The sequence below is a fragment of the Saccharopolyspora sp. NPDC049426 genome, from assembly GCF_040676935.1.
Classification (GTDB): domain Bacteria; phylum Actinomycetota; class Actinomycetes; order Mycobacteriales; family Pseudonocardiaceae; genus Saccharopolyspora.
In genome coordinates this window covers 39,363-61,518 of sequence record NZ_JBFAPZ010000017.1, presented here as the reverse complement: position 1 = coordinate 61,518, position 22,156 = coordinate 39,363, and the positions used below count along the sequence as shown (strand labels likewise).

The window sequence follows — 22,156 nt, the reverse complement described above, 5'->3', positions numbered from 1 at the left end:
ATCGCAAGTATTGCACTTATCCAGGCCACCTGGTGTTATCGACCTCACCGAACGGTCGGCGCGGTGTTCCGCTTAGCGAAACGCTCGTGTCTGGCTGGGATGAGGAGGAACGATGACGTTCGACGTGGACCTGGTGGTCGCGGGTGCCGGTGGCGGGCTGACCGCCGCGATCCGGGCCGCCGAACTCGGTCTCGACGTGCTCGTGGTGGACTCCGACCCGAACTTCCGCCGCGGCAACAACACGTCGATGTCCACCGCGATGATTCCCGGGCCCGGATCGCGCTTCCAGGCCGCGGCGGGCATCGACGACTCGCCGGAGCGCTTCGTCGCCGACGTCGAGCGCAAGACCGGCGGGACCGCCGACGCGCGGATCGCCTCGGCGCTGGCCCACGTCGGCGCCGAACTCGTCGAATGGCTCGCCGACCACGTCGGGATGCCGATCGAGCTGCCCACCGACTTCGCCTACCCCGGGCACTCCGCGCGCAGGGTGCACAGCCTGCCCGGCAGGCACGGCTCGTCCCTGCTGCGCCACCTGCTGGAGGCCGTCGACCGCAGCGAGCGGATCGACCTGATGGTCCCCGCCCGGCTGACCGCGGTCGAGGGAGGCGGCAGCGGCAGGATCGCCGTCGTCGAAACCCCGGACGGCGGGCGCGAGGAGATCAGCACCCGCGCGGTGCTGCTGGCCACCAACGGCTACGGCGCCGACGCCGCGCTCGTCGCGACGCACCTGCCCGAGATCGCCGGTGCGCACTACCACGGCGGCGAGCACTCGCGCGGTGACGCACTGCGGATCGGCGGTGAGCTCGGCGCGGCCACCGGATTCCTGGACGCCTACCAGGGGCACGCCGCCCTCTCGGCGTCCGCGCAGACCCTCGTGACCTGGACCGCGGTGATGCACGGCGGTGCGGTCGTCGACACCGGCGGACGGCGCTTCGGCGACGAGACCACCGGCTACTCCGAATACGCCGCCGCGCTCGCGGCCCGTCCTGGCGGGCGCGGGTGGCTGGTGTTCGACGAGCGCATCGACGGCCTGTGCCGGTCCTTCGGCGACTACCAGGACGTCCTCGCCGCGGGCGCGGTGCGCAGCGCGGACTCGGTGCCCGAGCTGGCGGCGCTGATCGGGGTACCGGCGGAGCCGCTGGTATCCGAGCTCGACGCCTTGGCCCGGGTCGCGGCGGGGGAGCAGGCCGACCGGTTCGGCCGCACCACCGCCACGCCGCTGCGAGCGCCGCTGCGAGCCGTGGAGATCATCCCGGCCCTGTTCCACACGCAGGGCGGGTTGCTCGTCGACGAGCACGCGCGCGTTCTCGACACCGCTGGGGAGCCGATTCCTGGGCTGTACGCATCCGGCGGTGCCGCCGCCGGCATCTCCGGCCACGGCGCGGCCGGCTACCTGGCCGGCAACGGCCTGCTGCCCGCGCTGGGCCTCGGCTACCTCGCCGCCGGGCACCTCGCCCGGTCGGTCTCCACCACTCGATCCCTCACTGCGGAAGGTGCCAGATGACCAAGCCCGACCTGATCATCCGCGACGTGCGCGTCGTCCGTCCCGGCGGCGGGGAGCCCGTCGCCGCCGACATCGCGGTCACCGGCGGCGTCGTCTCCGAGGTCGGCCCCGGGCTGGCCGTTCCGGAAGGCACCGAGGTGCACGAGGGGCGCGGCCGGCTCGCGTTCCCCGGCGTCGTGGACGCCCACCAGCACTGGGGCATCTACAACCCGCTGTCCGACGACACGGCCACCGAGAGCCGCGCGTGCGCGCAGGGCGGTGTGACGACCTCGCTGACCTACATGCGCACCGGGCAGTACTACCTCAACCGCGGCGGCCCGTACTCGGAGGTGTTCCCCGAGGTGCTGGCCGCCGCCGAGGGACGGTCCTACGTGGACTACGCCTTCCACCTCGCGCCCATGCAGGCCTCGCACATCGACGAGATCCCCGCGCTGGTCCGCGACCATGGCGTGACCTCGTTCAAGATCTTCATGTTCTACGGGAGCCACGGGCTGCACGGCCGCTCCACCGACCAGAGCGACTTCCTGATGATCCCCGAGGGCGAGCGCTACGACATCGCCCACTTCGAGTTCGTCATGCGCGGCATCCAGGCCGCTCGCGAGGCGAACCCGGACATCGCCGACCAGATCTCGCTGTCCCTGCACTGCGAGACCGCCGAGATCATGACCGCCTACACGCGGCTGGTCGAGGAGGATGGGGAGCTGTCCGGGCTGGAGGCCTACAGCGCCTCGCGCCCGCCGCACTCGGAGGGCTTGGCGGTGACCATCGCCTCCTACCTCGCGCACGAGACGGGTCTGCCGACCATCAACCTGCTGCACCTGTCGTCGGGCAAGGCGATGGAGGCCGCGATGCTCATGGCCAAGACCTTCCCGCACGTCGACTTCCGCCGCGAGGTCACCATCGGGCACCTGCTCGCCGACGTGACCACGGCCGACGGGGTCGGCGGCAAGGTCAACCCGCCGCTGCGCCCGAGGGCCGACGTCGAGAAGCTGTGGGAGCACCTCCTCGCCGGTGACGTCAGCTGGGTCGTGTCCGACCACGCCTGCTGCCGCGAGGAGAAGAAGTTCGGCGAGGACCACGACGACGTGTTCGCGGCGAAGTCCGGCTTCGGCGGAACCGAGTACCTGCTGCCCGGTCTCGTCGGCGAGGGCCGCAAGCGCGGGCTGTCGATGTCGACCGTCGCCGAGCTCGTGTCGACCAACCCCGCCCGGCGGCTCGGCCTGCCCACCAAGGGCGACATCGCCCCGGGCTTCGACGCCGACATCGCGCTGGTGAACCCGGACCGCTCCTTCGTGGTGGACCCGGCGGACTCCGAATCCACCCAGGAGTACACGCCCTTCCGCGGACTGGAGATCGGCTCGACCGTCGAGACCACGTTCCTGCGGGGACAGCGGATCTTCGACGGCGGCGAGGTCCTCGGCGAGCCGCGGGGCAGCTACCTGCACCGCCCGACGGGCCGCTGACGTGCCCGTCGCCACGACCAACTCCCGCGTGAAAGCAGTGCCGATTCAAGGGAAACCAACATGAGAACACGGTTCCGCTTCGTGACGCTGGGGCTGATCGTCAGCCTCATCGTCATCAACTACATCGACCGGAGCGCGGTGTCCTACGCGGTCGAACCGCTGGAGCAAGCCTTCGGGATCACCACCGCGCAGTACGGGATCATCAGTTCTGTCTTCTCCGTCGGCTACATGGTCGCGGCGTTCCTGTCGGGGCCGCTGGTGGACCGCTTCGGCTGCCAGCGGGTGCTGTTGGTCGCGGTCGCGCTGTTCTCGGTGACCACGGCGCTGATCCCGGTCGCCGGATCGTTCGCGGGTCTGCTGGTGATCCGCCTGCTGCTGGGCGTCGGTGAATCTCCGGCGTTCCCGGCCGCGACCAGGACGGTCAGCCGCTGGCTGCCGATCCGCGAACGCGGTGTCGCCCTGGCCCTGTGCGGTGGTGTCGCGGTCTCGGGCAGCCTGCTGATCTCCGGGCCGCTGCTGACCCGGCTGATGGACCTCGTCGGCTGGCAGGGCATGTTCTGGACGCTGGCGATCCTCGGTGTGGTGTGGGCGGTCGTGGCGATGGCGCTGCTGCGCGACCTGCCGGAGGAGTCGCCGCGGGTCAACGACGCCGAGCGGGCGCTGATCGCCTCGGACCAGGAGGCGGAGGCCGGTTCGGGCCGGGCGTCGGTGCGGTGGCGTCCGCTGCTGACCAACCGGAACCTGTGGGTGGTCGCGGGCGGCTACTTCGCGTGGGGCTTCATGTTCTGGGGCTTCATGTACTGGCTGCCGTCGTTCCTGTCCGGCGCGTACGGGCTCAGCGTCAAGCAGGCGGGCGCGTTCTCGATCGCCCCGTGGGCGTGCGGCATCGTCGGAGCGCTGGTCGGTGGCGTCGTCGTCGACCGCGTCTACCGGCGCAGCCCGAAGATCCGCAGTCGGTTCGCGGTGATGGGCGTGGCGCTGCTGCTGGCCGGGTGCTCGCTGGTGCCGCTGGCGATCGCGCCGACCCTGACCGTCGCCCTGATCTCGATCTCGCTCGGCGTGGGCTTCGGGTTCATCACCGGCGGCATCTGGTGGGTCGCGTCCATCGACGCGGCTCCGGACCAGCCCGGCAGCGCGGCGGGTTTCGCCGACGCGGCCTTCGCGGCGTCCGGGATCGTGGCGCCTTCGGTGATGGGCTTCATCGTGTCCAGCACGGGCAGCTTCACCAGCGGTTTCGTCGTCATGGCAGGGCTGGCGGTGCTCGGTGCGCTGCTCATGCTGCTGGTGCCGCGCGAACGCGCTGTCGCGCCGGAGGCCACGACCGCCGTCGCGGGCGCTTGAGGAATGGCGGAGCGGGAAGCCCGGCAGGACGCGGTCCGGGACGCGGTCGGCCGACTGGGCGAGTGGGTGGCCGAGCTGCGCTGGTCCGACGTCCCGGCCGAGGTCCGGGAACGGGTGCTGACGGTGCTCGTCGACGCGGTCGCGGTCACCGCGCTCGGCTCGCGCGAACCCGCGCAGCTGGCGCTGGTCGAGCAGTGGGACGCGCCGGACGGCACGGCACCGCTGTTCGGGACGGACCGCGCGGTGGCGGTGGACGCCGCCGCGTGGTTGAACGCCACCGCATCGGTCCGGCTCGAACTCGACGACGGGCACCGGCTCGCGGGCGGTCATCCGGCAGCGCACGGATTCCCCGCGGTGCTGGCGCTGGCGTCGCGCGCGACGACGACGGGCGCGGACCTGTGCAGCGCGCTGCTCGCCGCCTACGAGGTCGCCGCCAGGTTCGGCCGCGCGACGCGGCTCCGGCCGGGCACGCACCCGCACGGGAACTGGGGCGTCGCCGGTGCCGGAGCGGGCTGCGCCCGAGTCCTGGGACTGCGTCCTGAGGACGCGGCGGTGGCGATCGACGCCGCCGGCGGTCTGCCCGTCGCCGGGCCGTTCTCGGCCGCGCTGGACGGAAATCCGGTGCGCGACGCCTGGGTCGGCGCGGCCAACCAGTCCGGTCTGGCCGCGGCTCGGCTGGCCGCGTCCAGGACCGGGCACCTGACGGGCGTCGCGGCGGATTCGCTCGGGGACCTGCTCGGCGTGCTCGCCCCGGCCGCGCTCGACGACGGCCTGGGGGAGCGCTGGGAGGTCGTCGGCGGCTACTTCAAGCAGCACTCGTCGTGCTCGTTCACCCACGCCGCCATCGACGCGGCGCTGTCGCTGCGCGACCACGTCGACGAGGACCCGGCGGAGGTCCTGGTCGAGATCCACTCGCTCGGCGCGCAACTGGATCGCACGAGGTGGCCGACGCCGCTGGCCGCGATGTTCTCGCTGCCGTTCGTGGTCGCGACCGCGCTGCGCCGAGGGCACGTGGTCCCGGCGGACCTGTCCCAGGAGGCGCTGGCCGATCCGGTCACGGCGGAGCTCGCCCGGCGCGTCGTGGTGCGCTCGGCGCCCGACCTGGACGCCCGGATGCCGGCCGAGCGCCCGGTCCGGGTCACCGTGGACTCGGCTCGCGGCCGGTTCGTGGCAGAACGCCCGAACCCGGTCGGCGACGCGGATTTCCAGCCCTTCACCGCCGACGACCGGGTCCGCGTCCTGGGCGATCTGCTCGGCGCCCCCGAGGTGGTCGCGGCCATCCGGGAGCACGTCGCCGAGCTCCCCGGCGCGGCCGACGCGGGGGAACTGCTGCGCTCGCTCGGTTCGGCGATCCGCTTCCGATGAGGAGGAACCGCATGCTCGTCCACGCCGTCACCCCGATCACCGTCGGACCGACCGAGGTGGCCCGCCGCCAGGCCAGGTACGACGCGCTCTCCCCGGCGGGGATCGAGGTCGTGCTGACCGACCTGCACCCCGACGGCCCTCGCGCCCTCAACACCGCCGCCGACGTCCGCCGCTCGGAAGCCCTGGTCGCCACGGCCCTTTCCGAAGCACCGGACTGCGACGCCGTGCTCCCGGACTGCGTGCTCGACCCCGCGGTTCCGGCTGACGGCGGCACGATCGGCGGCAGGCCCGCCCTCGGCCTGCTGCGGCTGACCATCGGCGCGGCGGTCGCCGCCGGGCATCGGATCGGCGCGATCACCCGCAACGAGGCGATCGCGGCCGAACTCCGCGACCGCGTCACCGCCTACGGCTGGAACTCCTCGTTCCACGATGTCAGCGTCCTGGACCTCGACGTGGAGGACATCACCGACCCGGACCGCTGGGCCGCCGCGATGCGCCCCGCCCTGATCGCGGCCCGCGACGCCGGGGTCACCGCAGTGGTCAACGGCTGCTCAGCGGTCGAGACCGCCGACCAGGACCCCGACCTCCCGCTGGTCCTCGACCCGATCCGCACCGGCCTCGGAGTCCTCGCCACCCTCGGCTCAGGACTACGATCGCGGCTGTGATCGAGGTGCGCGACCTCCACGACTGGCCGACGACCGAGGCCGAAGCCGTGGCCATCCAGGAACGACTGCGGCCGCTGGTCCGCACGGACGGCGAGCCCGCCGAGGTGCGCACCGCCGCAGGACTGGACGTGGACTACCGCGAGTCCTCGGACGAACTCGTCGCCGCGGTCACGGTCCTGGACGTGTCCACAGCGTCCGTTGTGGACAGCGCGGTGGTCCGAGGCCGCGCCGATTTCCCCTACGTACCAGGCCTGTTCACCTTCCGCGAGGCCCCCGCGCTGATCCGGGCGCTGCAGGAGCTCACGGTCGTCCCGGACGTCCTGGTCTGCGACGGCCAAGGCCTGGCCCACCCCCGCCGGTTCGGACTCGCCTGCCACCTCGGCGTCCTCACCGACCTGCCCGCGATCGGCGTCGGCAAGACCCCCATGGGCCACTACGACCCACCGGGAGAGCAGCGAGGCTCCTGGTCACCGGTGACCATGGACGACGAGGAGGTCGGCAGAGCCCTCCGAACCCGAACAGGCGTGAAGCCGGTCTTCGTCTCGATGGGCCACCGCTACACCATCACCGGAGCCTGCGACCTCGTGCTCCGCCTGACCCCCAACTACCGCCTCCCCGAAACCACCCGAACCGCAGACCACCTCGTCCGCCAATCCGGCTGACCCGCGCGCCTCGTTGGCGCGGAAGAGGTGACGCGCCAACCAGTCCGGAGTGCCGATATCGGTCGGGGAAGGGTTTCAACGTCAGCACCGGAGGTCCAGGGTGTGCGGCGAGATCTCGATCACCGCGCCCTCGATCGAAAACCGGACAGCTCCGGCTCGGAGCGCTCGTACGAGTTGATCGCAGACGCGCAAAAGGCTCTCCAGCTCATCGGACCAGTGACGATCGACCCCGATTACCGCCGTAATCAGGTACCCGATTACCGCGGTAATCCGGGTGTACCCCTGACTACGGCCGGATTCGGGGTCCTGATTACGGCGATGTTCGGGCGGCCACCACTTCGACGTTGCGGGCCGTGGAGACGATGGCGATCATGGCCGGTCTCGCAGTCGAGTTCGGGGAGCATGGTTCAAATTTCGCGCGAAGTTCGAACCACGCTCCTCGGGCGACAGATCGGCGCGCAGGAGGGAAACATGGCGAGGCCAGGTGGCCGCGTTGGAGCTGCAGGTCGATGGCGGACCGTGCGGATCGGCCCGAACGCACGTGATTCGGCACCGTTTCATTCACAGTGTCGTCTAGCCAGCCTCGTCCGATTGGTTCATCCAGTACCCGGTGATGAAGTTCCGGGGTAGGTATTCGGACTCCACGTCGATGGCGACTCCTCGGTCATGCGCGACCGCTGCCAGAGCGGTCGGTGCCAGGGCGAAGAAGCCATCTGGGTGGCGTGCTCGCTCGTCGTTCGCGGTCCAAAACCGCTGGTGTAGCTCCACCGCTTCGCGGAGATCTTCGTTGAACTGCGTCGCTTCTCCGCTCGCCAGGCTGAAGAGAAGTTTCATCGAAGGGTAGTAACGCAGCAGCGCGATCTCTGGTGTCGAGTTGGCAAGCCGTGACGGATCGGTGAGCTCGAGACTGCGATTGATCTTCGGGTACAGGTCCTCGCCGTTGGTGAAGAACGTCTTAAGTGCGTCGATCCATGAGTAGACGTACTCGTCGTACTGTCCCGCAGCGCGGAGCGTTTCCTCCGGAGTGCTGCAAAGATCGTCCACGATGTTGCGCGCCCGGCAAATTGCAGCGGTCCACAGCGATTCCAGCCAGGCTGCCGGACTGTGCTTGTGGGTGGGGCCCGTTGCCTTGAGTGAAATGCGGCCGCGGATGATGTATTCGAACTGCTCTTCAGTCGTATTTGCGCTCTCGAAAAGCGCCGCACCGGCCCTGGAGGCGACGAGCAGGCTGGAATAGGTGTCAAAACGATCCGCGTTCGGATCCAGGAGAAGCTGGCGCTGCACGATCTGCAGCGCGTATTGGGCGACGTTGAGGGTCAGTCCTGGAGCTTCGCCAAGATTGTCGTAGAACCGGTCAATGTTCTTGGACAGGGCCGCGATCCTCTTCTCGAGGCCGTCGACGTTCTGCGGGTGTCGTTTGATGACCGTCATGGCTGGTCCTCACCTCGGCCGAAGATCGAAGTTACGCCGATTGTATCCGCCGTACCTCTCCTTGGTGTCATCACCCTCTGGGTACTTCTCGACCTTTGGCTTGACTTCCTCGTAGATGACAGTTGGTTCGAAATCGGGGTCGTTGCGCCTTGCATCATCCAGCTCGAGCTGGGTCTGAATGCGTCCGACCAGATCGAGATCGTCCGTGTTTGCCGTGTCGCTCATGTTGTCGAGGATGGAGTCCGCGTACGGGCGACTGCCTTGCTGTGATCGTTCTCCAGCGAGGTCGATTCGTGAACCGAGTTCGGCATTTGGGCCCTTGGCCTCGATGATGACAATGCGACCATCGGGCGTTTCCCCGACGACGTCGAAGACCCCAGCGCCGTGGAAAACACGAATTGTGTCCGGATCGCATCCGTGATCATGGACCAGCGAATCGCGTGCGGACATCTCGCCGAAGGTCTCACCGGTGTCTCTCACATCGGTGTGCGCCTGGCGGAGGTCGTCGGCACTCTTCGCTGCCTCTTCTGAAGTGTCGCGCGGGATTTCGTTCCCGTGCTCGTCCTTTCTCGCCGCGAATTGCTCGTCGTGCTTCTTCGCTTCAGCAAGTTGTTCAATTTGTTGACGTCGCTCGTCGATCACGCTCTGGTAGCGGTCGACATCGCCGGGGCGAGGTTGTTGGGTACCTAGGTTGTCGAACTCGGCCTGGTGCGTGATCCGGTTGTCCGGAACGTAGTAGTTCTTCGTGCCGTCCGGGTTTTCGGTGTACCGCAGAGGTGGGACTGGTTCGCTCGTGGCGTCCTTGGCGTCCGTGGACCTCCGGTTGCACACGCCGTGCCCGTCTGGGGCGTTGTAGTAGCGGTTGCGGTAATCCGGATCGATTGTTGCCCGTTGTTCCGCAGTCGGCAGGTACTTCGGGTTCTGACTTCCGTCGGGAAGGAACTCGTGCTCCGATGCGGCATGAGTGTCACGTGGCGGACGGCCCCGAGCCTCGGCGTCCTCCGGCCTTTGGCCTGGGTCCTCCCCGTCTCTGGTCGGGTGGAAGCCGTCGTTGCTGGCCGGCGTGGTGGTGCCGTCGGGGTTGTGGGTGTCCCAGCCTCCGTTCGGGGGCCAGCCTGGGCGGCCGTCGGGGCCCATGTCGGAGGCGAAGACCCGGCCGTTGCCGTCGGTCCAGGCGAGGCCGCGGGGAGCGGTGACCGGGGTGCCGAGTTCGTTGGCGAGGTCTCCGGCCAGGCCGCTGGTTCCCGCGTCGCAGGAGAGGAGGCGGACCGGTTTGCTGCCGTCGAAGTTGGGGTCGCGGCGGAGCATGTCGGCGAATTCCTTCGCGGAGAAGGTGTTGTCGCCGATGCGGACGCGGCCGTCGGGTAAGGCGTGGACGTCGACGGTGTGGTGGACGCCGTCGTCCGGGACCCGGTTGGCCAGGTCCCGCATGTTCGGGTCGTCGTGGAACGACGAGCCTGCCGGGGTTTCCTGCCGGTTGGACTCGGCGGCGTCGATCTGCTCCTGGCGCTCCGGCGTGCCCGGTTCGGCGTCCTGCGGCTGGTCGGAGTCGTCGTGGCGGTCCGGGCCGTCCTGGTTGCCGTGGGAGTCGTCGGGTCGGGGGCTGCTCGGGTCCGAGCCGTCGGGGCGCTGGGTCTCCGGGCTCGTCCCGTCGGGGCGGCCGGCCTCCTGCGGGGTTGACCCGTTGGGCCGCTGACCTGGTCCTTCCGGTCGTGGTGCCGTTCCGTCGGGACGCTGGCTCGGCGTGTCCGGGCGTGGAGGCGTCGTGCTCGGGCCATGCTGGGTGCGCTGCTGCGGGACACCACCGTCCGGCCTGGTGGTCGGGCGCGACGGGGCGTCCGGGGTTGCCGGGCCCCGGGAGGCGGGCCCCGGGCGGGAGGTGTCCGGGCGCGGACCCGCGTCGCCGCCCGCCGGTCGTGCTGCGGCTCCCGGCGAGCCCGCGGTGCCGGTCCAGCCACCGCTACCACCGGGACGACCACCGCCACCGGAAGGCGTGGGGCCGCCGCCGGTCGCACCGGGAGCGCCACCGGCCATGCCGCCCATCGGGCCACCCGACGAAGGTTGGTCGGCGCGAGGTGCGGGACCTGCCGCGGCTGGGGCGCCCGAGGCCGCGGGCGCCGGGGGAGCGTCCACGTTGGACGATGCGGTCGTGCTCGCCGGGCTGCTCGGCGAGCGGTCCGAATCACCGTTCAGCGTGCCGCTGAAAGAACCGCCGCCGGAACCACCCGAAGGCGAGCTCGGCGAGGACCCACCGCCACCGGAATGCGCCATGCCCGCGCCGGAAGTGCCTCCACTGCCGGAGGATTCGCGCGGACCCGAGTCGCTGTTCCCGGCCGAGGACGTCGAATCACCACGGCTGGGACCGCCGCCGTCGCCACCGGATGGCGAGCCGCTCGAATCCGAAGTGGAGGGGCGGCTTGAATCGCCGCCGGACGACGGGGAGTCGGCGCTCGACGTGGAACGGGCATCGGAGCTCGAAGAGCCGCTGTCGGACGAGGGCGAATCGGACGAAGCGGAACGCGCCTCAGGCGCCGAGGGGCCACCGGACGACGAACTGCTGTCTGCAGCGCTGGAACCGCTGGAAGACGAGTCAGCGCCACCGGACGAGCGGTCCGAGGAGCCGGAGCCACCGGATCCGTCCGAGGAATCCGACGTGCTCGCGGTCGAGGCACCGGAACCCGAGGACGACCCGCCGGAGTCCGACGTGCCGTCAGAACCCGAATCCGACGACGAACTGCGCGAACCCGACTCCGACGAGCCGCCGGAGTCGGAAGAGGAACCGCCCGAACCCGACGACCCGCTGTCTGAGGACGACGCGGACGTGCCGGAGTCCGAGGACGAGCTCCCCGAATCCGAGGAGGAAGAGCTGCTGGAATCGGACGAAGACCCGCCGGAGTCCGAGGACGAACCCCCCGAGTCCGAGCCGGAGCTGCTGGAGTCGGACGAAGACGAGCCTCCGGAGTCCGACGAGGAACCCGTGCCCGACGAACCCCCGTCGGTGTCGGGCACGTTGACGTCGCCGCCGAAGTGCTCCTTGCCCGCGCCGAGGCCGCCCATGCCCGCGCCGGTGGCCCCGCCGGACATCGCACCGGTGCCGACGTCGCCCCAGTCGATCTTGCCTTCCATGATCGCCTGCTCGGCGACGCTGCTCACCGCTCCTTGGGCGGCGCCGAGGGCGCCTTCCTTCACGGCTTCCTTGCCGATGGACTTCGCGGCGCTCTCGGCGGCCTCACCGGCCGCGTCACCTGCGGCGTCGCCCGCCGCGCGTCCGGCGGCGGTGCCCGCGTTGCCCGCAGCGTCACCGGCCGCGTCGCCGACGGCGTCTCCGGCGCCCCTGCCGACGGACTTGCCGACGCCCTCGAAGACGCCGCCCACGGCACCGCCGATGGCGCCGCTGATGGCGGCTTCCTTGAACTTGCCTCCGTCGAGCCCGTCGCGGTTGCCCATGGCGACCTGCGTGCCCTGCACCGCGAACTCGATGGCGACCGAGGTGGCGACCTCGATGGCGACGTTCTTCAGGATGCTGAAGACGAGCTGCTTGAAGATCTGCAGCACCACCGCGCGGGTGATGCCCTGAGCTGCGGCGATGCCGGCCGTGGAGGCGCCGAAGGTGGCAGGCGCGGCGGCGAGCATCGCGGCGATCTGGATCGCCAGCGCGATCAGCGAGGCGATGATGGTCAGCTTGGTGTGCTCGACGTCCAGCGCCGCGTCATCGCACGACTTGGCGAGCTTCTCGCACGCCTCCTTGAGCTTCGGCAGCGCTGATTCGCCGCCGTCGCCGATGTCCTTCCACAGCTTGGTGAACGCCTCGCCGGTCTTGCCCTCCATCGCGGACTTGACCTGCTGCGCGCCACCGTTGGCGGAGTTCTTGACCCCGTCGATGCCGTCGGCGGCGGTGCGCCACGCGTCGGCCATCCGACGCATGGCGTCCTCGTCACCTTCGGGCCAGGATTGTCCGACGACGATCGGCAGCAGCCATTTGACCTCGTCGGGCATCTCGATGCTCAAGTGAAGTCAACTCCCTACCGGGGCATGTCCGAGCCGGCTTTGCCGATGCCGCCTGCGGACTGGGCGTCGCCGGACTCGGTGTCGTCGGCGGTGGCTTTGAGGTTGTCGTCGATGTCGCCGAGCGCTTTGACGACCTTCTTCAGGCTGTCCAGCACGCTGTCGCGGCCCTTGGTGTAGTCGCCGCCGAACTTCTGGCCGGCCTCATCGTTGCCCCAGCACTCACCCTCACCGTCCAAAGAGGACTTCAGGGTGCTCAGGACCTGATCCAGGTCGTCACCGGAGTCGCCGATCTTCGTGCCGCCCGAGCGGATCTCCTCGGGCTGCATCCGCATCTTCCCGCTCATCGGCGGCCCCCTCTGCGGTTGCTCTCCCAGTCGTCGTCCCAGTCATCGGGTGCGGCCTGCACCTGCGGCGCGGCCGCGGCACGCCCGGGCTGGGACTCCTCGCTGCGGCGCCGGGCCCGTTCGGTCTCGGGATCCGGCGGTTCGACCAGCGGTCCGCTGTTGAGCAGGCCCTGCAACGACGGAACCCCGGGAACCTCCGGCACGTTCGACACGTCGGCTTCCGCCGCGAAGGTGCTCTGCAGCTGTCGCTGCGCAGTCCCGGAGGCCTCGCGGATCACGCTGGTGATGCTGCGCGCCAGCTTCTCCGGGTTGGTGCGCTCGAAGGCCTTGTCCGACAGGCGAACTTCCTGCACGGTCCCGGTCGCGTCCACCCGGACGTTGACCATGCCGTCGTCGGACGAAGCCTCGAAGGTCTGCTGAGCGGCAGCGGCCTGCTTCTCCTGGAGATCGGCGGTGCGCTTGCGCAGGTCGGCGAGCATGTCGTCGATCTGGTTGCGCAACGCGGAGTTCCGCGCGGCCTTCTCCTCGCTCGACGCGTCGAAGTCCCGTCCAGACATGTCCAGCCTTCCCCCGGCTCACAGCACGTGCATTGCGGATCTTATGGCTCCGGTCAGTTTGACGTGTGCCTCGCCGCCTCGGTGCCACCGTGCAGCACAATGCGGCCGAACGATGCATTTCACTCGACCGAACGGCCTAGCGCGATGCGAGTGGTGTCGTCCGGGAAGGGCGATCTCGCGGCCGGAAGCCGCCCTCGGCACACCTCGGCGAGGAGGGCCAGGTCAGCCTGCTGGCCCCGCACGAAGTCCGGGGTGACCGGGGTGCCGTGGCCCGGGACGACGGTGGTGGGGTTCAGGGCGAGCAGAGCCTCCACCGCGGCGGGCCAGTGCTGGGGGTGGGCGTCTTCGAAGTCCGGGGGAGCGCCCTGCTCGACGAGGTCGCCGGCGAAGACGACCGCGGCGTCGGGGACTTCGATGACCAGGTCGTGATCGGTGTGTCCGAGGCCGGGGTGGTGCAGGCGCACCGCGCGTCCTCCTAGATCCAGCTCCGCCGTGTCCGTGACGAGGTGGTCCGGGGGTGCCGCGCTGGAGGCGGCGAGGGCGTCGGCCGTGTCGGGATCGCCCTGCTCCCGGTAGTGCTCGACCCAGCGTTCGCGCTGGGCGGAGGCGGTTCGGTCGAGGAATCCCGGGCATCGGTGGTGGGCCCAGACGGGTGCGGGCAGGAACGCCGAGGTGCCGAAGCAGTGGTCGAAGTGCCCGTGGGTGAGGACGACCCGCAGAGGTGCGCGAGTGATCTGGCGGACCGCCTCGGCCAGTTCGGCGCCCTGGCGGTGATCGCCCCGGGTGTCGATCAGCAGCGCGGACTCGTCACCGACGACGAGACCCGTGGTCAGGTCGAGTTCCGCGTGGCGGCGGGCGAAAACCCGTTCGGCCACCTCGATCCACCTGTTGCTCACGGGTGGATCGTAGTGCGGCCACCGGATGAGCTCTGGGAGACTTCGGCGATGCGTCTCTACGTCGCCCTCACCGCACTGCTCGCGACCGCCGTCGGAGTCGGCGTGCTGTTCTTCGCCAACAGCCTCCTGTCCCCGGTGCTGATCGGCGGACCGGGTTCGACCTGTCCTGAGCCGGACTGCGGGCTGGGCGCAGGGCTGTGGCTCATCGCGGGCGCGGTGGCGGTGGTGCTGGTGGCGTTCCTCGCCGGATTCCTCCGGCACGTCGAGCGCCCGATCCGCCGAGGCCTGTGGATCGCCCTGTGGTGCACGGTGATCTACCTGCTGGAATCGATCGTGGTCTGGGTGCTGATCTGAGGCTCCCCTGGCAGGGTCTTCCGGCGGCGTGTGCTTGACTTTTCTCCCGCGCACGACGAGTTCGGGAGGACGGGTTTTGCCGGAAGGCCACACGCTGCACCGGCTCGCCGGGGTGCACCACGAGCTTTTCGCGGGCACCGCGGTTCGGGTCAGCAGTCCCCAGGGACGTTTCGCCTCCAGCGCGTCGGTGCTGGACGGGGCCGTGTTCGAGCGGGCCGAGGCGCACGGCAAGCACCTGTTCCACTCCTACGACGGCGACCTCGTCGTGCACGTCCACCTCGGGCTCTACGGGACGTTCACCGAGACCGAGCTGCCGGTCGCCGAACCGCGCGGCCAGGTGCGGATGCGCATCGTCGGCCACACGCACTTCACCGATCTGCGCGGACCCACCAAGTGCGAACTGCTCACCCCCGACGAGGTCGCCGCCGTGCGCGACCGGCTGGGACCCGACCCGCTGCGCACCGACGCGGAACCGGAGCGGGCGTGGGCGCGGATCTCGAAGTCGCGCACCAGCATCGCCGCCCTGCTGATGGATCAGAAGATCCTCGCCGGCGTCGGCAACGTCTACCGCGCCGAAGTCCTGTTCCGGCACGGCATCCCGCCCATGACCCCCGGTCGCGACCTCGGCAGGCAGCGCTGGGACCTCATCTGGGCCGACCTGGTGGAGCTGATGGCCGACGGCGTCAAGGTCGGCCGCATCGACACCGTCCGCCCGGAGCACCTCCCCGAAGCCACCGGCCGGGCCCCGCGCCAGGACCGCCACGGCGGCGAGGTCTACGTCTACCGCCGCGCGGGAATGCCCTGCCTGATCTGCGGAGACGGTGTCCTCACCACCGACCTCGCCGCCCGCAAGCTCTACTGGTGCCCCACCTGCCAACCCGAGTAGTCGCGCCTGCCGGACGAGGTTGCTCGGGGGCAGTTTTGGCCCGAACCGTCCATGATCAATGTCATTTTTTGCGCGGACAGTTCGGACCAAAACTGCCCGGCGTTAAGGACTCAGAAGCCGAAGCCGCCGAAGTCGAACCCGTCCATGCCTCCGCTGTCGCCCGCTCCGGGGGCGTCGCCTGCGGAGCCGTCGGCGAAACCGTCCGCGTACGCGGCCTCGGCCGGGACGCTGGTCATGCCCACGAACATCGCGGACATCATCACGTACGAGCCCGCGGTCCACATGCCCGCGGCCATCGCCGGCTTCCACCACGGGTCGCTGTACCAGCCCTGCGGGACGGGTTTCCCGGCCACCCTGCCGCCCGGGTAGTAGTGCGGGGTGCGTTCGCTCGGCTCCGGTGAAGCCATCTGCAGCTGGCCGTCGACCTCGACCTCGCGGTTCTCGCTGACGCGACCCGCGTAGCGCTGACCGGACAGCGCGGGCAGCTCGGGCCCCGGGTCCATGTCCATCGCCACGCGCGCGGCGCGCACGTAGTAGAGGCCTTCCATCGCCGACTCCGAGGTCAGCCGGGCCTGCGTGGAGGTCGTGGCCTGGTCGAGCTGGGAGAGCGCGGCGCCGTGCCGCTCGGACGCGTCGGCGATGGCCTGCTTGGCCGCCTCGTTGGTGCCGATCAGGTTGAGGACCTGACCGCCTAGCCGCTCCACCCAGCGCCTGGCCTCGGCCTTGTCGTCCTCCAGCTGCTTGCGCTGGTGGGACAGGATCTTCTGCCGGGACCACCACACGGCAGCGCCCAGCACGACGAGCACGATCAGCAGGACTACGAGTGCACTGGTCATCCCTGCCTCCCCGGGGCACCGATACCTCCGACGGTACCCGCGTGAGGGGAACGCTAGAAGGCGTCCGGGCAGCTCGGCGCCTGGTCGGTCGCCAGAGCCCGCGACACGGCGCTCAGCGCACCCGGCTCCAGCTCGCGGACCCGCCCGGCGGCGGCGAGCCGGCGCAGCGTGCTGCCGCCCAGGTACGCGGCGGCCAGGTCGGCGACGTCCAGCGCCAGCTGCGCCGGGGCCGTTGTGGATCCGCCGTCGAGCCGCCAGCGGCCGTTGTTCCACTCGCAGAACGAGTCGTTGACCTCCACGACGACGTCGGAGCCCGTCTCGCGGGCGGCCAGCGCCGCGGGCACGTCGACCAGCCGGAGCCACAGCCCGTCGACGATGCTCTGCTCGGCGGCGCGCGGATCGGCCAGCAGGTGAACGATCGGCTCGTCCGGGGCGGCCTTGCGCCACCGCACCTCGCGGACCAGGGCGAACTCCATCAGGTACCGCCACAGCGCGGAGTAGGCCTGCGGGGTCTCGGCCATCAGGTGGGTGATCTCCAGCTGGAAGACCGGGCCGCGCTCCGTCCACTTCCGCGTCGGCCGGTAGATGACGTGACCGTCGGGGTGCAGCGCGTAGCGGGACCGGGTGCCTCCGTTGCGGGACTGGCGCATCAGCTCCAGCGCCTCCCAGGCCCCGTCGCCGCGCTCGATCCACCCGGGCCTGCTCGCGGCGAGGCGCGCGTGCTGCTCGTGGATGACCGGCAGCGCGCTGTCCCGGTCGACCTCGCGCACCGGCCGCTCGTCGACCTCGACGCCGGGGCGAAACCGGGTGCGGGAGGGCAGGGTGAGGTGGTTCTCGAAGGTCGCCGTGCCGTAGCCGTAGCGGCCGTAGATGCCGCCCTCGGAGGCGTACAGCGCGGCCAGCGCGACACCCGATTCGCGCAGGCCGTCGAGCTGCTCGCGCATCAGCGAGGTCAGCACGCCGCGGCGGCGGTGCCCCGGCTTGACGCCGACGAGCGTGACCCCGGCCAGCGGCGACGTGCGCCCGCCGGGAAGCGTGATCGCGGTGCTGTAGTGACCGGCGGAACCGATCATCTCCGCGCCGTCGAAGGCTCCCAGAGCCGTGACGAACGGGATCGCCGGCCGGAACCTGGCCATGTCCTCCTCCGCGTCCTCCAGGAACGCGGACGCGAACACCGCCACGAACTCGTCCAGCTCGCCGGCCTCCGGCTCCCTAGCTTCAAGATTCCCCATGCAGCATTGGTACAGCGCGGGTGATCGGGAAGCGACCGGTTTTCAGCCGCCGAGCGGGACCTCGGCGATCGTCTCCCACTCGGTGCTGGAGTGGTCGCGGCTCATCTTGACCAGCGACAACGCCGAGACCTTCGCGGTGGCCGACTCGACGATCGTGGCCTGCAGGGTCGCGATGGCGAAGATCGCCGGGCCGTCGGTGGTGGAGTGGGCGAGGCTCACGTGCTTGTCGATGTCCTCGGGCTCCGACGGGACCGCGTCCGCGCCCAGCACCTCGGAGGTGGCCTCGCGGACGGCCGCGCGCAGGTCGAGCACGCTGGACTGCGGCTCGGCGGGCAGCGACAGCGACTCGGGCAGCACGACGGCGTGGTGGAACGCCAGCGTCAGCGGCAGCACCCCGGCGAGCTTCGGGCGAGTGGCCTCCAGCAGCGGTTCGATGCGGGAGGGGTCCACCTCGTCGGTGAAGCCGATCTCCTGCACGAGGATGTGCATCCATTCCAGCGGGACCAGGTCGAAACCGGGCAGATCGCGCAGCGCGTACTGGTAGTCGTTGACCAGTTTGCGCAGGCCGGCTTGGTCGGCCAGCGGCAGCACCCAGGCGTATCCGGTGCGGCCCGCGTGCCAGTCGGTGCGCCAGCGCGTGTGATTGCGAACCTGATCGGCATGTGGCATGTCGGTCACCCCTCACATAGTGCCCGGACGTGTCCGGAAGTGGGGCGCGCTTGACCTATCTCACGGTTCCGACGGCTCGGGTTCACCCTGCCGTGCTGCGGCTTTCGGGCGGTCGAGAGTGGCCGCGGCATCGGCGTCGCGCACCCGCAATGCCAGCACAATACCCAGCACCGCGAAGACCACCGAGACCAGGAACGCGCCGTGGAAGGCGCTCATCTGAGCGTCGGCCACCATCGCAGGCACGGTGGGGTCCACAGTGGATTCACCGTGCTGCATGAGCACGGTGAGCACGGTCGCCACGACCGCGGTGCCCAGCGCCGTGGCGACCTGTCGGGTGACGTTGAACATCGAGCTGGCCATGCCCATCGCCGGTCCGGAGATGGCGGCGAACGTGGCCGTCTGCACCGGCGTCATGAGCAGGCCCATCGCCACGCCCTGGGTGGCCAGCATCAAGGCGAAGACCCACAGCGGGGTGCTCAGGTTCTGCAGCTGCAGCAGTCCGCCGATGATCAGCTGGACGACGAACCCGGCGATGACCAGCCGCTTCGGGCCGATGCGCCCGTAGGCCCGGCTGACCACCTGCGTCGTGGCCAGCATCGCGATGGCCTGGGGCATCATCGTCAACCCCGTGAACATCGGCGACACGCCGCGCAGCGTCTGCAGGTAGAGCGGGACGAGGAACAGCACGCCGAACATCGCGCCGGTCATGCACAGCAGCAGCAGGTTGCCGGTGCCGAACAGGCGGTCGGCGAGCAGCCGCAGGTCCAGCATCGGCGACCGGACGGTGAGCTCGCGCCACACGAGACCGCCGATGAGCAGCACCGACGCGGCGAGGCTCAGCCACACCGCAGGCGAGGTCCAGCCGATCTGCGCACCCTGGTCCAGCCCGACGAGCAGGGTGGCCAGGCCCGCGCCGGCGAGCACGAAACCGGGGACGTCGAAGCGGCCCGGATCGCGGGTCGACTCCTCCTTGAGGAACAGGATCGTGAACAGCAGTGCGAGCGCCCCGACCGGCAGGTTGATGAAGAAGATCCACCGCCAGCTCGCGTACTCGACGAGAACGCCGCCGAGCAGCGGCCCGAGCATCGGCGCGACGGTGATCGGGATGGCCAGCACCGCTCCGGCCTTCGCGCGCTCGTTGGCCGGGAAGGCGCGGAACATCATCGCCTGCCCGACCGGGACGAGCATGCCGCCGCCAACGCCCTGGAGGATGCGGGAGCCCACCAGCATCTCCATCGACATCGCCATCCCGCACAGCATCGAGGCGAGGGTGAAGATGATCACCGCGGCCTGGAAGGTCTTCTTGCTGCCGAAGCGGTCGGCGATCCAGCCGGACGAGGGGATGAAGACCGCGAGGCTGATCATGTAACCGGTCAGCACCCACTGGAGCTGGGCGGGCTCGGCCTGGAACTCGCGCCCCAGCGTGGCCAGCGCCACGTTGAGGATCGTGACGTCCAGAATCTGCATGATCAGCGCCAGCACGAACGTGATGCCGACCAGCCACTTGTACTCAAGCCGCCGCACGTAGCCCCCTGCTCGAAATCCGGAATCGCTTCCAGCATCCCCCACCCGGCGGCCAACCCCCAAAGGGATTCTCCTCCTGGTCACAGGGGTCTCGGGGCCCACAACCGCCTCACGCGTCCGGGCCCGGACAAGACGAAGGGCGGAGTCCCGGTGGGCTCACCGGGATCTCCGCCCTGCTCGGAGCGGGCGACGGGAATCGAACCCGCGTAGCCAGTTTGGAAGACTGGGGCTCTACCATTGAGCTACGCCCGCGTGCCGGTTTCACCTGGTCCTCGCGGGGTTGCCGCGATCCGTTGGTGACCTTGCGTGCCCTAGCTTAACCGGTCGCGATAGGCTCTTCGCAACGCACCCGGTCGTCCCGGGTGCGTCGCACGTCGGACGGGGTGTGGCGCAGGTTGGTAGCGCACTCGCTTTGGGTGCGAGGGGTCGTGGGTTCAAATCCCGCCACCCCGACGTGTCGGCCGGCCGCTCGCAGGTTTCGCGAGTGGCCGGTTTCGCTTCTCAGCAGAGCCCGCGCGGGAGTGATGCGCACCGCAACGGATGACCGGGTTCGGTAACGACCTGGTGAACCGGGCCGATTTCCCCTGCGTGCGTGATGCGATTCTGGCCGGGCCCGGCGTTCAGCGGTCGGCAGCCGTGGTGTGCGCGGTGCTGTGCGCCGCCGTGGTGGCGCTGATCGCCATCTCCCTGTGGGTCCCCGGCCCGCCCTCCGCTCCCGCGTCGTCTCCGGCGGCGGGCATAGTGACGGCGTCGACGCCGTCTGATCTCGGTGGTCCGCCGGTTCGCTGAGCGGCTCGGCGACCCATGCCGACCCCTTTCTCGCAACCCCGGACCGTGTCCCCGGGTGGGAAGCAATAGACTCGGTGGTCAGCCCGGCATTGGACGTGGTGTTTGGCCGCGCCCTGAAGCCAGCGCCGGGGAATCAAGCACGTTCGCACTAGGAGACCACGTGAAGAGCACCGTCGAGCACCTGAGCCCGACGCGCGTCCGGATCAACGTCGAGGTGCCGTTCGACGAGCTCAAGCCGAACTTCGACCGCGCGTACAAGGCACTCGCCCAGCAGGTCCGCATCCCCGGCTTCCGGCCGGGCAAGGTCCCGGCGCGGGTGCTGGAGAGCCGCATCGGTCGTGGGCCCGTGCTCGACGAGGTCGTCAACGAGGCGGTTCCGGCCAAGTACCTGGAGGCTGTCAACAGCGACGAGCTGCGCACCCTCGGTCGCCCGGACATCGAGGTGACCAAGATCGAGGACGGCGCGGAGATCGCGTTCACCGCCGAGGTCGACGTCCGCCCCGAGATCACCGTGCCCGCTTTCGGCGAGCTGTCGGTGAGCGTTGACGACGTCGAGGTCGCGGAAGAGGACGTCAACGAGCAGCTGGACTCCCTGCGCGCTCGTTTCGGCACCCTGGCCGGCGTCGAGCGCCCGGCGCAGGAGGGCGACTTCCTCAGCATCGACCTGTCGGCGACCGTCGACGGTGAAGAGGTCGAGGACGCTCAGACCTCCGGCTTGTCCTACGAGATCGGCTCGGGTCAGCTCGTCGAGGGCATCGACGACGCGGTGATCGGCGCGACCGAGGGCGAGACCAAGACCTTCACCACGAAGCTGGTGGCGGGCGAGTACGCGGGCAAGGACGCCGATGTCTCGGTGAAGGTGAACTCCATCAAGGAGCGCCAGCTCCCGGAGGCCGACGACGAGTTCGCGCAGATGGCCAGCGAGTTCGACACGATCGACGAGCTGATCGCCGACCTGCGCGAGCGCCTGGGCCGGGTCAAGAAGATGGAGCAGGGCATGCAGGCCCGGGACAAGGTCCTGGACGTGCTGCTGGAGACCATCGAGGTCCCGCTGCCGGAGAAGGTCGTCGAGCAGGAGATCGAGGTGCGCCAGCACGACGCGGTGCACCCGTTCGACCACGACGAGAAGGCCTTCGAGGCTTGGCTCGAGACGCAGGACAAGAACCGCGAGCAGTTCGACACCGAGACCCGCGAAGAGGCTGAGAAGGCCGTCCGCACCCAGCTGGTGCTGGACACCATCGCCGATGAAGAGGGCGTGTCGGTTTCCGACGAGGAGCTGACCCAGCGGATCATCTACCAGGCGCAGCGCTTCGGCATGAGCCCGGACCAGTTCGTCCAGCAAGCCCAGGAGTCCGGCCAGATCGGCGCGCTGTTCGCCGACGTCCGCCGCAGCAAGGCGCTGTTCTCGGTGGTCCGCCAGGCCACCGTGACCGACTCGGCCGGCAACGCGCTGGACATGGACGAGCTGTTCGGCCCGCAGGAGGGCGAGGAGATCCCCGAGGTCGTCGAGGGCGAGGCCGCTGAGGCCGAGGCCACCGACGCGAAGGCGGAGTCCCCCAAGGAGTGACCCGGCTCTCGCCGAACAACTTGATACGCATGCTCTAAGCGAACGTGGGCGGTACTGGGAAGC

17 protein-coding genes, 2 tRNA genes and 1 pseudogene are annotated in these 22,156 nt (G+C 70.0%); 10 read left to right on the top strand and 10 right to left on the bottom strand.

The genetic code is table 11. The annotated features are described in order from the left end of the window. The first annotated feature begins 112 nt into the window (after positions 1 to 112). From AB0J78_RS29175 to AB0J78_RS29150, 6 genes are read left to right on the top strand one after another with little or no spacing between them, the layout of a single operon-like run. Complete coding sequence (locus AB0J78_RS29175) at positions 113 to 1,504, top strand: FAD-binding protein (RefSeq protein ID WP_363794525.1); 1,392 nt, start codon at positions 113 to 115, stop codon at positions 1,502 to 1,504. Beyond that, positions 1,501 to 2,967: a dihydroorotase family protein gene (locus AB0J78_RS29170; protein WP_363794523.1), complete on the top strand. Its 1,467-nt coding sequence runs from the start codon at positions 1,501 to 1,503 to the stop codon at positions 2,965 to 2,967. Before AB0J78_RS29175 ends, AB0J78_RS29170 begins: the two co-directional genes overlap by 4 nt. Positions 2,968 to 3,027: 60 nt before the next feature. Next, positions 3,028 to 4,308 carry an MFS transporter gene (locus AB0J78_RS29165; RefSeq protein ID WP_363794521.1) on the top strand — a complete coding sequence of 427 codons (1,281 nt, stop codon included), beginning with the start codon at positions 3,028 to 3,030 and terminating at the stop codon, positions 4,306 to 4,308. Positions 4,309 to 4,311: 3 nt separating this feature from the next. Then, a complete protein-coding gene (locus tag AB0J78_RS29160) occupies positions 4,312 to 5,673 on the top strand; it encodes an MmgE/PrpD family protein (RefSeq protein WP_363794519.1) in 1,362 nt (453 codons plus the stop codon). An 11-nt stretch (positions 5,674 to 5,684) separates the two neighbouring features. Next, positions 5,685 to 6,338 (top strand): aspartate/glutamate racemase family protein, encoded by a 654-nt coding sequence (locus AB0J78_RS29155; RefSeq protein WP_363794517.1) that lies wholly within the window; start codon positions 5,685 to 5,687, stop codon positions 6,336 to 6,338. Next, positions 6,338 to 7,000, top strand: a complete 663-nt coding sequence (locus AB0J78_RS29150) for an endonuclease V (RefSeq protein WP_363794657.1) — start codon at positions 6,338 to 6,340, stop codon at positions 6,998 to 7,000. The genes AB0J78_RS29155 and AB0J78_RS29150 overlap by 1 nt, the downstream gene beginning before the upstream one ends. A 573-nt stretch (positions 7,001 to 7,573) precedes the next feature. On the opposite strand, the gene AB0J78_RS29145 is transcribed toward AB0J78_RS29150, so the two are convergent. The 5 genes from AB0J78_RS29145 to AB0J78_RS29125 all read right to left on the bottom strand — a co-directional run bounded on the left by AB0J78_RS29145 (position 7,574) and on the right by AB0J78_RS29125 (position 14,236). Then, entirely contained in the window at positions 7,574 to 8,431 is an 858-nt protein-coding gene (locus AB0J78_RS29145) for an immunity 49 family protein (RefSeq protein WP_363794515.1), read from the bottom strand. 9 nt (positions 8,432 to 8,440) lie between these two features. Then, entirely contained in the window at positions 8,441 to 12,439 is a 3,999-nt protein-coding gene (locus tag AB0J78_RS29140) for a hypothetical protein (RefSeq protein ID WP_363794513.1), read from the bottom strand. Between the two features lie 14 nt (positions 12,440 to 12,453). Further along, positions 12,454 to 12,783: a WXG100 family type VII secretion target gene (locus AB0J78_RS29135; protein ID WP_363794511.1), complete on the bottom strand. Its 330-nt coding sequence runs from the start codon at positions 12,781 to 12,783 to the stop codon at positions 12,454 to 12,456. Further along, a complete protein-coding gene (locus tag AB0J78_RS29130) occupies positions 12,780 to 13,340 on the bottom strand; it encodes a YbaB/EbfC family nucleoid-associated protein (RefSeq protein WP_363794509.1) in 561 nt (186 codons plus the stop codon). The genes AB0J78_RS29135 and AB0J78_RS29130 overlap by 4 nt, the downstream gene beginning before the upstream one ends. A gap of 119 nt (positions 13,341 to 13,459) precedes the next feature. Next, positions 13,460 to 14,236, bottom strand: coding sequence for an MBL fold metallo-hydrolase (locus AB0J78_RS29125; RefSeq protein WP_363794507.1), 777 nt, complete (start codon positions 14,234 to 14,236; stop codon positions 13,460 to 13,462). A gap of 48 nt (positions 14,237 to 14,284) precedes the next feature. On the opposite strand from AB0J78_RS29125, the gene AB0J78_RS29120 reads away from it, so the two are divergent. Both AB0J78_RS29120 and AB0J78_RS29115 read left to right on the top strand, forming a co-directional pair. Next, positions 14,285 to 14,590 carry a hypothetical protein gene (locus AB0J78_RS29120; protein WP_363794505.1) on the top strand — a complete coding sequence of 102 codons (306 nt, stop codon included), beginning with the start codon at positions 14,285 to 14,287 and terminating at the stop codon, positions 14,588 to 14,590. A 76-nt stretch (positions 14,591 to 14,666) separates the two neighbouring features. Continuing rightward, positions 14,667 to 15,476, top strand: a complete 810-nt coding sequence (locus tag AB0J78_RS29115; RefSeq protein ID WP_363794503.1) for a DNA-formamidopyrimidine glycosylase family protein — start codon at positions 14,667 to 14,669, stop codon at positions 15,474 to 15,476. Positions 15,477 to 15,586: 110 nt separating this feature from the next. On the opposite strand, the gene AB0J78_RS29110 is transcribed toward AB0J78_RS29115, so the two are convergent. From AB0J78_RS29110 to AB0J78_RS29090, 5 genes are all read right to left on the bottom strand, one after another. After that, positions 15,587 to 16,312, bottom strand: coding sequence for a hypothetical protein (locus tag AB0J78_RS29110; RefSeq protein ID WP_363794501.1), 726 nt, complete (start codon positions 16,310 to 16,312; stop codon positions 15,587 to 15,589). A 53-nt stretch (positions 16,313 to 16,365) separates the two neighbouring features. Continuing rightward, complete coding sequence (locus AB0J78_RS29105) at positions 16,366 to 17,544, bottom strand: GNAT family N-acetyltransferase (protein WP_363794499.1); 1,179 nt, start codon at positions 17,542 to 17,544, stop codon at positions 16,366 to 16,368. 42 nt (positions 17,545 to 17,586) lie between these two features. Beyond that, on the bottom strand, positions 17,587 to 18,213 hold the full coding sequence (locus tag AB0J78_RS29100) for a 2'-5' RNA ligase family protein (RefSeq protein ID WP_363794497.1): 627 nt from the start codon (positions 18,211 to 18,213) through the stop codon (positions 17,587 to 17,589). A gap of 60 nt (positions 18,214 to 18,273) precedes the next feature. After that, entirely contained in the window at positions 18,274 to 19,737 is a 1,464-nt protein-coding gene (locus AB0J78_RS29095; RefSeq protein ID WP_363794495.1) for a DHA2 family efflux MFS transporter permease subunit, read from the bottom strand. Positions 19,738 to 19,918: 181 nt separating this feature from the next. Then, a tRNA-Gly gene (locus AB0J78_RS29090) sits at positions 19,919 to 19,989 on the bottom strand. A gap of 127 nt (positions 19,990 to 20,116) precedes the next feature. Here AB0J78_RS29090 and AB0J78_RS29085 point away from each other — a divergent pair. Both AB0J78_RS29085 and tig read left to right on the top strand, forming a co-directional pair. After that, positions 20,117 to 20,190, top strand: a tRNA-Pro gene (locus AB0J78_RS29085). Positions 20,191 to 20,686: 496 nt separating this feature from the next. After that, positions 20,687 to 22,018, top strand: a pseudogene (gene tig, locus AB0J78_RS29080) (trigger factor); the annotation flags it as partial. Between the last annotated feature and the right edge of the window lie 138 nt (positions 22,019 to 22,156).

Excerpts from the sequence above, each read along its gene's own strand:
- AB0J78_RS29110 (WP_363794501.1), bottom strand. The coding sequence starts at position 16,312 with ATGACCAGTGCACTCGTAGTCCTGCTGATCGTGCTCGTCGTGCTGGGC.
- AB0J78_RS29175 (WP_363794525.1), top strand. The coding sequence starts at position 113 with ATGACGTTCGACGTGGACCTGGTGGTCGCGGGTGCCGGTGGCGGGCTG.
- AB0J78_RS29135 (WP_363794511.1), bottom strand. The coding sequence starts at position 12,783 with ATGAGCGGGAAGATGCGGATGCAGCCCGAGGAGATCCGCTCGGGCGGC.
- AB0J78_RS29130 (WP_363794509.1), bottom strand. The coding sequence starts at position 13,340 with ATGTCTGGACGGGACTTCGACGCGTCGAGCGAGGAGAAGGCCGCGCGG.
- AB0J78_RS29160 (WP_363794519.1), top strand. The coding sequence starts at position 4,312 with ATGGCGGAGCGGGAAGCCCGGCAGGACGCGGTCCGGGACGCGGTCGGC.
- AB0J78_RS29145 (WP_363794515.1), bottom strand. The coding sequence starts at position 8,431 with ATGACGGTCATCAAACGACACCCGCAGAACGTCGACGGCCTCGAGAAG.
- AB0J78_RS29120 (WP_363794505.1), top strand. The coding sequence starts at position 14,285 with ATGCGTCTCTACGTCGCCCTCACCGCACTGCTCGCGACCGCCGTCGGA.
- AB0J78_RS29165 (WP_363794521.1), top strand. The coding sequence starts at position 3,028 with ATGAGAACACGGTTCCGCTTCGTGACGCTGGGGCTGATCGTCAGCCTC.
- AB0J78_RS29155 (WP_363794517.1), top strand. The coding sequence starts at position 5,685 with ATGCTCGTCCACGCCGTCACCCCGATCACCGTCGGACCGACCGAGGTG.
- AB0J78_RS29100 (WP_363794497.1), bottom strand. The coding sequence starts at position 18,213 with ATGCCACATGCCGATCAGGTTCGCAATCACACGCGCTGGCGCACCGAC.
- AB0J78_RS29170 (WP_363794523.1), top strand. The coding sequence starts at position 1,501 with ATGACCAAGCCCGACCTGATCATCCGCGACGTGCGCGTCGTCCGTCCC.
- AB0J78_RS29105 (WP_363794499.1), bottom strand. The coding sequence starts at position 17,544 with ATGGGGAATCTTGAAGCTAGGGAGCCGGAGGCCGGCGAGCTGGACGAG.